This window comes from Acinetobacter sp. YH12249, assembly GCF_013417475.1.
Classification (GTDB): Bacteria; Pseudomonadota; Gammaproteobacteria; order Pseudomonadales; family Moraxellaceae; genus Acinetobacter.
Window position 1 is genome coordinate 1 of sequence record NZ_VPDX01000049.1, and the last position, 8,976, is coordinate 8,976.

At 38.5% G+C, this 8,976-nt stretch carries 6 protein-coding genes and 2 pseudogenes; 4 read left to right on the top strand and 4 right to left on the bottom strand.

Annotated features, from left to right (window positions below; translation table 11 throughout):
* The 3 genes and pseudogenes from FTV25_RS15365 to adeS form a co-directional block, all read left to right on the top strand.
* A pseudogene (locus tag FTV25_RS15365) lies at nt 1-129 on the top strand (IS1 family transposase); the annotation flags it as partial.
* Nucleotides 130-398: 269 nt separating this feature from the next.
* Nucleotides 399-1,127, top strand: coding sequence for an efflux system response regulator transcription factor AdeR (gene adeR / locus FTV25_RS15370; protein WP_032073130.1), 729 nt, complete (start codon nt 399-401; stop codon nt 1,125-1,127).
* Nucleotides 1,117-2,223 (top strand): two-component sensor histidine kinase AdeS, encoded by a 1,107-nt coding sequence (gene adeS / locus FTV25_RS15375; RefSeq protein ID WP_032073131.1) that lies wholly within the window; start codon nt 1,117-1,119, stop codon nt 2,221-2,223. The genes adeR and adeS overlap by 11 nt, the downstream gene beginning before the upstream one ends.
* 103 nt (nt 2,224-2,326) lie before the next feature.
* Here the strand turns inward: adeS and FTV25_RS15380 are convergent, their stop codons facing one another.
* The 3 genes from FTV25_RS15380 to FTV25_RS15390 form a co-directional block, all read right to left on the bottom strand.
* Nucleotides 2,327-3,841 carry an MFS transporter gene (locus FTV25_RS15380; protein WP_032073148.1) on the bottom strand — a complete coding sequence of 505 codons (1,515 nt, stop codon included), beginning with the start codon at nt 3,839-3,841 and terminating at the stop codon, nt 2,327-2,329.
* Between the two features lie 113 nt (nt 3,842-3,954).
* The gene (locus FTV25_RS15385) at nt 3,955-7,059 is read right to left on the bottom strand and encodes a multidrug efflux RND transporter permease subunit (protein ID WP_270915313.1); all 3,105 of its coding nucleotides are present in this window, start codon (nt 7,057-7,059) and stop codon (nt 3,955-3,957) included.
* Nucleotides 7,056-8,219, bottom strand: a complete 1,164-nt coding sequence (locus FTV25_RS15390; RefSeq protein WP_032073150.1) for an efflux RND transporter periplasmic adaptor subunit — start codon at nt 8,217-8,219, stop codon at nt 7,056-7,058. Before FTV25_RS15390 ends, FTV25_RS15385 begins: the two co-directional genes overlap by 4 nt.
* Before the next feature lie 426 nt (nt 8,220-8,645).
* Between FTV25_RS15390 and FTV25_RS16160 the strand changes: the two are divergent.
* Nucleotides 8,646-8,849 (top strand): annotated as a pseudogene (locus tag FTV25_RS16160) (LysE family translocator); the annotation flags it as partial.
* Here FTV25_RS16160 and FTV25_RS16235 read toward each other — a convergent pair.
* Nucleotides 8,784-8,976, bottom strand: a 193-nt coding sequence (locus FTV25_RS16235) for a hypothetical protein (RefSeq protein ID WP_373683642.1), incomplete at its 5' end; no start/stop codon positions are given. The pseudogene FTV25_RS16160 and the gene FTV25_RS16235 sit on opposite strands and share 66 nt — an antisense overlap.

Sequence of the window (8,976 nt, forward strand, 5' to 3'; positions counted from 1 at the left end):
AAAGTTTTACGTACTTTAACTGAATCAACCTATGAAATTCAGCCTCAGCAAAGTCATTATGAATCTCTCGAAGTAGATGAGTTCTGGAATTTTGTTGGAAATAAAAAGAATAAACAATGGCTTATTTTTGTTCAAAAGTCATATTTTACCTCGGAGAAACCGGACATTTTTATTGGTGAGAATATAGACACTTTAAATGGGTTCTAACACTCTCGTTTCGTATAACAGCCATTATGTTAAATGAATGATAATTGACATTTTGTTCATTAATACTGATATGCAACGAATTTTATTATATGTCACCCCTCAATTACAAATATAAATGACTGCTCGTCTAATCATCTCCATTACACAATTAAATGTTAAAATGCATAGCTACTTCATCTAAGATAAAATATATGTATCCAAATCTACAGCACAGCTTCGAAAACAGCGTCATTCTCGTTGTAGAAGATGATTATGATATTGGTGACATTCTTGAAAAATACATAAAAAATGAAAACATGCAGGTCATCCGTGCATTGGATGGACAACAAGCTTTAGAGTGCCTAAAAGCCAACTCTATCGACCTGATTCTCCTTGATATTAAATTACCCAAACTAAATGGCTGGGAAATTCTACAAATCATCCGTCAAACAAGTCATTTACCTGTCATTATGCTGACTGCCTTAGATGATCAAGTGAATAAGATCATGGGGCTAAAAATGGGTGCTGATGACTTTATTATTAAGCCATTTAACCCAAACGAAGTGATTGCACGAATACAAGCCGTACTTAGACGAAGTACAAGCCAAAATATGGAAATAACTAATATTATTCGTTATAGAAATATTGAAATTAATCCAGATCATCATCAAGTTTACATTTCAAATGGTCAAAGAAATCAGTTGCTCAACCTTACGTTAACTGAGTATAAGATACTGTTTTTGATGGCAAAAACACCGAATAAAGTCTTTACACGTAATGAATTGATCCAAAACTGTATGCCTGAAAGTGATGCTTTAGATCGCACTGTAGATAGCCATATCAGCAAATTACGCAAAAAACTTGAAGAAAATGATGTAAATGGCTTATTAATCAATGTCCGTGGCGTGGGGTATCGCTTAGATCAAAATCATGAAATTTAACTTTTTTAAAAATTCTGTTGGAATTAACTTCCAGTTTATTATCATGATGAGCCTATTCAATTTAGGCATTACGCTGTTATCTTTCATGATTGGCTATTTTGTTTATAGCTGGGCGATAAAAATAGGTTTTCTAAATACACAAGTTATTAATTCAAATGAATTTTCAGTTACCTCCGTTGACTTTATCTGGCTGTTTTTAGTGCTATTAACAGGCTTTTTTCTTTCTACTATCCTCGCCTTTAAATATGGAAAACGCTATACACAGCCAATTAGTGATTTAGCAGATGTTATTCAACAAATTCAACAAGGCAATTTAGCACTCAGAATTAAACAGCCACATCATGATATTCCACATGAAATCAAGTCTCTTATTGAGAACTTCAATGAAATGGCAAACCAACTTGAAGTATCAGTTAAGAATTCAACTGTTTGGAATGCTGCAATTGCACATGAATTACGAACACCTGTGACAATATTACAAGGTCGCTTGCAAGGTATTGTCGATGGTATATTTATTGCCGATAAAGCTTTACACCTAAGCTTATTGAACCAAGTCGAAGGCTTATCTTACCTTGTGGAAGATTTACGGACACTGACACTTATTGAAAATAAACAATTACGATTAGAACTAGAAAAGACCAATTTAAAAAATAGTATTGAAAAATGTCTGCAGATGTTTAATGAACGGTTTCATGTTAAAGGTTTAACTATTGTTTTAAATTTGACGGATAAATTGGTTTGCGTTGATATAAGAAGGATGGAACAGGTCTTTATTGCATTGTTCTCTAACTTTCTAAGATATTCGAATGCTGGAAAAATAAATATTACATCTGTAACCACAGCAGAACATTGGGTATTGACGTTTGAAGATGAAGGTCCTGGTATTGATGAATCGCATCTTAAACACCTGTTCAAACCCTTCTATCGACTGGAAGACTCTAGATCATGTCTAGATGGCGGTACTGGATTAGGCTTGGCAGTGATTGATGCAATTATTGAAGCACACCAAGGTCATATTTATTATTCTAAATCCAAAAACTTAGGTGGCAGCTGTTTTACTATTCAACTAAATCGTAAGACATCAACTCATTTATAATGTGTTAAGTTCAGATTAATACGGCTTAATTTAAACCATAAATTTAAGATAAATTGATGTCTGAACTTAACCATTCTGTTTGATGATCCTCAAATAAATTTCATCACAATGAATTCTCATCTCGATATTTAGCTAGCATAAAAAATACCACAATGGAGAGTATCCCGATGATAATCCCTGCTGTTAATAATAAATTAACATGAGCTGAACTGAAGGCAATTTTACCTGCGTTAATCAATGCTGTACCTTGTTCAACGGGTAACTGGCTCGCCACTAAATAGGTATCACCAATCGAAAGTCTGGCTTTTTCTGCTAAAACAGCAGTTAAATCTGACGGCACTTGAAGATGACTGCCAAATATATAGGCCATGAAAACACCAAATAAAGTAATACCTAGTCCTGTACCCAGTTCATAACCTGTACTTTCAAGTGAACCTGCCGCACCGCCCTTTTCTGCAGGTACTGAGCCCATGATCGCAATGGATGAAGCTGTTAAACCAATACTCAGTGTTAATCCAATCGAAGCTAAAATAAAGGGAACGATGATTCCCGGATGATGAAAATCTGAATAACTCAAACTGACCAACGCAATTGCTGCCAATATTAATGACATGGTCGCAACCAGACGGAGTCCAAATTTATTGGATAAAAAACCAGCAATAGGCCCGCCAATAGCGGCCGCAACCATAATCGGAACCATAAAAAGACCGGCTTGCAGCGGTGTTAAACGAATGACATATTGCAGCTCCATTGCCAAAGTTAACTCAACCCCTGCCAAAGCGCCTGCAGCAACCATTGCCATAATAATGCCGGCTAAAATAGCAGGACGTGAAAATAGCGAAAGATCTAGCATCGGCTGAGGAGAATTCAGCTGTTTGCGTACAAATATGGTTAATAAGCCGATAGATAAAACGACCAAAGGCAAGACAATCAACAACGACTGTTTACCGCCTAAGCCTGCTTTTAGTGCATATACAAACGAAATCAAACCGACAATCAGCAATAGCGCTTGACCAAATGCCCAATGTCCAGGGGTTATAGCTTCTTTTCGGGACAATAAGAAATAGCACATTGGTGCGACAACCAGCATGATTGGGACGTTAATCAGGAAAACTGAACCCCACCAGAAATATTCTAACAATCCCCCACCAATGAGCGGTCCAATGGCGGCACCGGCTGATCCGATTGTGCCCCAAATACCCAGCGCAATGGCACGTTCGCGACTGTCTTCGAAGGTTCTGCGAATAATACCCAATACACAGGGCATAATCATGGCACCGCCTAATGCTAATAAAGCACGTGCGGCAATCAGCATAGAAGCCGTTTGGGAAAATGCCGCAAGGACTGAGGCAATTCCAAATATAACCAAGCCAATCAGCAGAATCTTACGATTGCCGACACGATCAGCCAAAGTTCCCATCGGAACTAAAAGTCCAGCCATAAGTAATGGATAAATATCAATAATCCATAAGACTTGGTTACTTGTGGCACTCAGCGATTGGGTTAATGAGGGAACCGCAACATGCAGTACAGTCATATCAATCACAATCGGCAGAAATGCAAGCACGACAGCGAGCAATATCCACCAGCGTTTCGGATCAAGATTGGTAGCTTTCATGATTAAACCTATATTGATGGTTTATTAAATCAATTCTGAAATAAAGATGTAAATGAAAGATTTGTTGTGGGCTAAACTCGTTAACCCACAGCTTTTATTCTCAGTTTTGATGCTTAATGTGCCGCTTTACGTTTCGAGAATTTCTCAACCATGCTCATGACGACAATAAAGAAAATCGGTACAAAAATAACAGCTAGAATTGTTGCGCTGATCATGCCGCCAAAGACGCCTGTACCAATCGCTTTTTGAGTTTCAGAACTAGCGCCACTGGCAATGACTAAAGGAATAACGCCACAGGTAAATGCCAAAGATGTCATTAGGATTGGACGTAAGCGCAATTTAGCGGCTGCAACGGTTGCCTCCACTAAACCCATTCCTTCTTCTCTTAGTGCTTTTGCAAACTCAACAATCAAAATAGCATTCTTTGCAGATAGACCAATAATCGTGATCATGCCGACCTTAAAGAAAATATCATTTGGCATACCACGTAACATTACTGCTAAAAAGGCGCCAATCAACCCTAGAGGGACAACTAGCATCACAGAGAATGGAATTGACCAGCTTTCATAAAGCGCTGCCAAGACAAGGAAAACGACTAACATCGACAACAGTAATAAAAACAAGGTTTGTGATTCCGACTGTTTTTCTTCTAGAGAAATCCCAGTCCACTCATAACCCACACCTTTCGGAAGTTGTTCAATCAAATTTTCCATCTCAGTCATGGCTTGTCCTGAAGATATACCTGCTGCTGGACTGCCAGAAATACTCAATGATGGACGACCGTTGTAACGATTGTATTGTTGTGGGGAATGTTGCCAAATTGGAGTAATTATTTCAGACATTGAAACCAATTTACCGCTTTGACTGTTCACCTTAATCTGAAGAATATCTTCAATACTCATGCGTGATTTGGCATCAAGTTGCACAATGACTTGCTGCATACGGTCATGATTTGGAAAATCATTGATATACATCGAACCCATTGAGGTTGAAATAATATCGGTCACATCACTGAAATTAACACCTAATGCCTGCAATTTATCTCTATCAATTTTAAGCTGTACAGAACTGCCATCTGGCAAACCTTCAGGATAGACCTCCGCCACGATTTTACTTTGTGCTGCTAATGCTAAAAGCTGATCTTGTGCTTCTCTTAAAGCAGGCATGCCAATATTGCCACGATCTAATAATCTCAGTGAAAAACCAGATGAGTTACCCAATTCATCAATTGCTGGTGGTAACACAGACATGGTTTGACCTTCTGAACTTTCAGCCATCGCTATATTGGCATTATTCACGACTTCTTGTGCCGTAATAGTACGCTCTTCGAATGGCAATAGATTGGTAAAATACATCGCTGTATTCTGACCAGATCCACTAAAACCAAAACCTAAGACCGCCATATTGTCTTTAATCCCCGTTTCTTGGTCTAAATAATTTTGAAACTCAGCAACGACTTTACGGGTACGTTCTTGAGTTGCATCCGCAGGAAGTTGAATCGAAGTCATAAACCACCCCTGATCTTCTTCTGGCATAAACGCAGTCGGAACGTGTTTAAAACTAAAAATCAGCACAATGACAATGCCTAAGAAACATAACATTGCGAGGGTTTTATGTTTAATTACTTTAAATAAACTGCGTTCATAGCGATTGTTCAGCTTCTCAAAACTGCGATCAAACGATGCAAAAACACCCTTTTTCTGATGGTCTTGATCAATCGGTTTTAACATCGTTGCACATAACGCAGGGGTTAATGTCAGTGCAAGGAAAGCTGAGAATAAAATTGAAACCGACATGGTAATGGTGAACTGACGATAGATAATCCCCACTGAGCCTGACGCCAATGCCATCGGCAAGAATACAGCGGCTAACACTAAGGTGATGCCAATAATCGGATTGGTAATTTCCTTCATGGCTTTAGATGTGGCTTCAACTGGAGATAAGCCTTCTGTCGCCATAATGCGTTCAACATTCTCAATGACCACAATCGCATCATCGACAATAATCCCGATCGCAAGCACCATACCGAACATGGTCAGCACATTAATCGAAAAACCAGCAAGCAGCATGACTGAGAATGTGCCAAGCAATGCAATCGGTGCAACAATCGCCGGAATTAAGGTGTATCGAACATTGTGTAAAAAGATAAACATGACAATAAAAACTAATGCCATAGCTTCAAGCAATGTCATGATTACTTTTTCAATCGAGATTTTTACAAAAGGTGCAGTGTCGTAAGGTATAGAGAATTTCATACCATCAGGCAGTGCTGAACCTAACTGTTCAATTTTCGCTTTAACACCTTCTGCAGTCTTGACAGCGTTAGCACCAGGACTCATTTGTATCGCCACAGCTGTAGAGGCTTTGCCATTTTCTAAAATCGCAAAGTTATACATCTGTGCCCCGATTTCGACACGAGCGACATCCGACAGTCGAACATTGGCGCCATTTTGTTGAGCACGTAAACTAATTTTCTTGAATTGCTCTACAGTTTCTAATTGACCTTGAGCAGTTAAAGGAATAGTAATTTGTTGCCCCGTCAAAGCAGGAACATCACCAATACGACCTGGTGATATCGGCAAGTTTTGGTTTTGGATGGCTGTATTCACATCTTGAATACTCAATCCATAAGAAACCAAACGATCTGGATCGACCCAAATCCGCATGGCTTTTTCAGCACCAAAATTTTGGACTTTACCAACACCGTCAACCCGCTTTAATTCTTCAATCACATAGCGAGTCATATAGTCACTGACATCAATTTCACTATATTTGCCATTCGGTGAACTTAAGCCCACCATCATTAAAAAACCAGACGACGCAGCATCGACCATCAGCCCTTGTTGTCGCACTGTTTGAGGTAAGCGTGACTCAATGGCTTTAATTTTGTTTTGCACATCAATTTGTGCAAGTTCTACATCTGTACCTGGTTTAAATGTTGCGGTGATTGTTGCTGTTCCAGAACTATCTGAACTTGAACTGTAATAAAGTAAGTTTTTGACACCTGACATTTCCCGCTCAATCAAGGTCACAACACTATCATTCAATGTTTTTGGCGTAGCACCTGGATAGATTGCCGTAATACTAATCTGTGGTGGCGCAACACTTGGGAATCGTGCAATAGGTAACTTGGGGATGCTTAGTACACCCAACAGAATAATAAATAAAGCAATCACCCATGCAAAAATAGGACGCCTAATGAAAAATTGGGACATTATTGCTGTCCTCCATTTTCCTTAATATTTGTAGGTTGCCACTGCTTAATTTTTAATTTTTGCTCAGGCTGTATACGATCAGCCCCTTCAACAATGACTTTCTCACCTGCTTGTAACCCTTGTTTGATCACATAGTTATTTTGATAACGTTGACCAAGCTGAACAGGCTTGCTTTGCGCTAAACCTTTTTGATTAACAATCGTAACATTGGCTTTACCACTAATATCATGTTGAATCGCTTGTTCTGGAACTAGGAGCGCATTTTCAACTTGAGCTCGGCTCATATTGACTCGAACATACATGCCTGGCAAAAGTTTTTGATTTTCATTATTGGCTAAAATACGGATTGTGACATCACCCGTATCAGGATCAACTTTAGTATCCGAAAATAGGATTTCACCTGTAACGTTATAAGGTTTACCCTGACTATTTAGGATTTCAACCGTATGTTTGGTATTTGACACGTCACCTTGCTGTAAAGCTTCCTGTAGTTTTTCATAATCACTAATTGATTGCTTTACATCAACATAGACTTTATTAATCTGTTGTATTACGGCCATTGCATTAGTATCACCTTGACCAACTAATGCACCCTCAGTCACTAAGATTTCACCAATCGTTCCCGAGATAGGGGCTGTAACAGTCGCATATTTAAGATTAAGTTGTTGTCTGCTTAACATGGCTTGCATTTGCGCCACATCGGCTTTTGCTTTTTGATAATCTGCTTCGGTATTGTTGTATTCCTGCTGACTAACCGCATTTACTTTTACTAATTCAGTGTAGCGTTTTAACAGCACCTGCAAACGTGTCACCTCAGCTTGTGCACGGTTTAAAGTGGCTTGATTGCTTTTTACATCTGCCTGAAATATTTCAGAATTCAATTTAAAAAGCGGTTGACCTGCTTGCACATAAGAGCCTTGCTTAAAAAGTACTTTATCAACAATTCCACCTACTTGCGGGCGAATTTCAGCAATACGGTAAGCGACAACACGGCCTGGAAGATTTTCAATTAAATTCATGGAATGCGGTAATACCGTGATGGTACTGACAACCGCTGGTGGCATTTCTGTTGGGGACTGTTCAGCATCTTTGGCTTGTGTACAGCCGATTAAAAGTACAGTTGTAATAAGTATTGAACCTATTAAATGATAATGTGTTGACATGCTTTTTCAGAGGGGGGGTTTTAGATACTACTATTTTGAAATAGCAGTGTTTATGAATTGCTGATGTTGTGTGGAGATTGTGTGGAGATTGTGTGGAGAGATTAAAAGATTTATTTTTTAATGACACGCTTAAACAGCGTGGCTTGTAAATTAGTATAAATAATTTTGTTGTTCTACAATTTTGATCGTATCTTAGTTTTTTCTCATAGTTCATGAACTTTAAAATTCTAAACCAAGACTAATATTTATATAAGCAATTGAAAATACAATACATAGTTTCTTTATACACTTATGAAGTGAACTTTAGGTGAACATAAGTTAAATAGAAATTTTTAATTAGTTCAGCACAAACGTACAATCTTTAAGGCCTATAACTCGATACCGTTCTCTCTTTGATGTTTATTGCTATCTAATTGAGTGAACTCTGTGGAAATATTTCTTTATACATTAAGCGTTATGTATAGCCCAGGCCCTGTAAATTTTATGGGGCTAAATTCTGGCCTTACAGGTCAATTAAAAAAGACTATAGGATTTTACCTAGGCATTGGTTTCGCCATGTTGATCTTATTCGTATTGTTTGGCTATATAGGTGAAGCTGTTATTCCACATGGATTGATTCATTATATTGCTGGCACTGTTGCAAATAGTCGGTGGTGATAAACTTATCATCCCCTTTTGCTGATGGAGCTGCACATGAACCCATTCAAAGGCCGGCATTTTCAGCGTGACATCATTCTGTGGGCCGTACGCTGGTACT

What these genes read in the sequence shown, in the direction of transcription:
- adeR (WP_032073130.1), top strand. Translation starts at nt 399, where the DNA reads ATGTATCCAAATCTACAGCACAGCTTCGAAAACAGCGTCATTCTCGTT.
- FTV25_RS15390 (WP_032073150.1), bottom strand. Translation starts at nt 8,219, where the DNA reads ATGTCAACACATTATCATTTAATAGGTTCAATACTTATTACAACTGTA.
- FTV25_RS15380 (WP_032073148.1), bottom strand. Translation starts at nt 3,841, where the DNA reads ATGAAAGCTACCAATCTTGATCCGAAACGCTGGTGGATATTGCTCGCT.
- adeS (WP_032073131.1), top strand. Translation starts at nt 1,117, where the DNA reads ATGAAATTTAACTTTTTTAAAAATTCTGTTGGAATTAACTTCCAGTTT.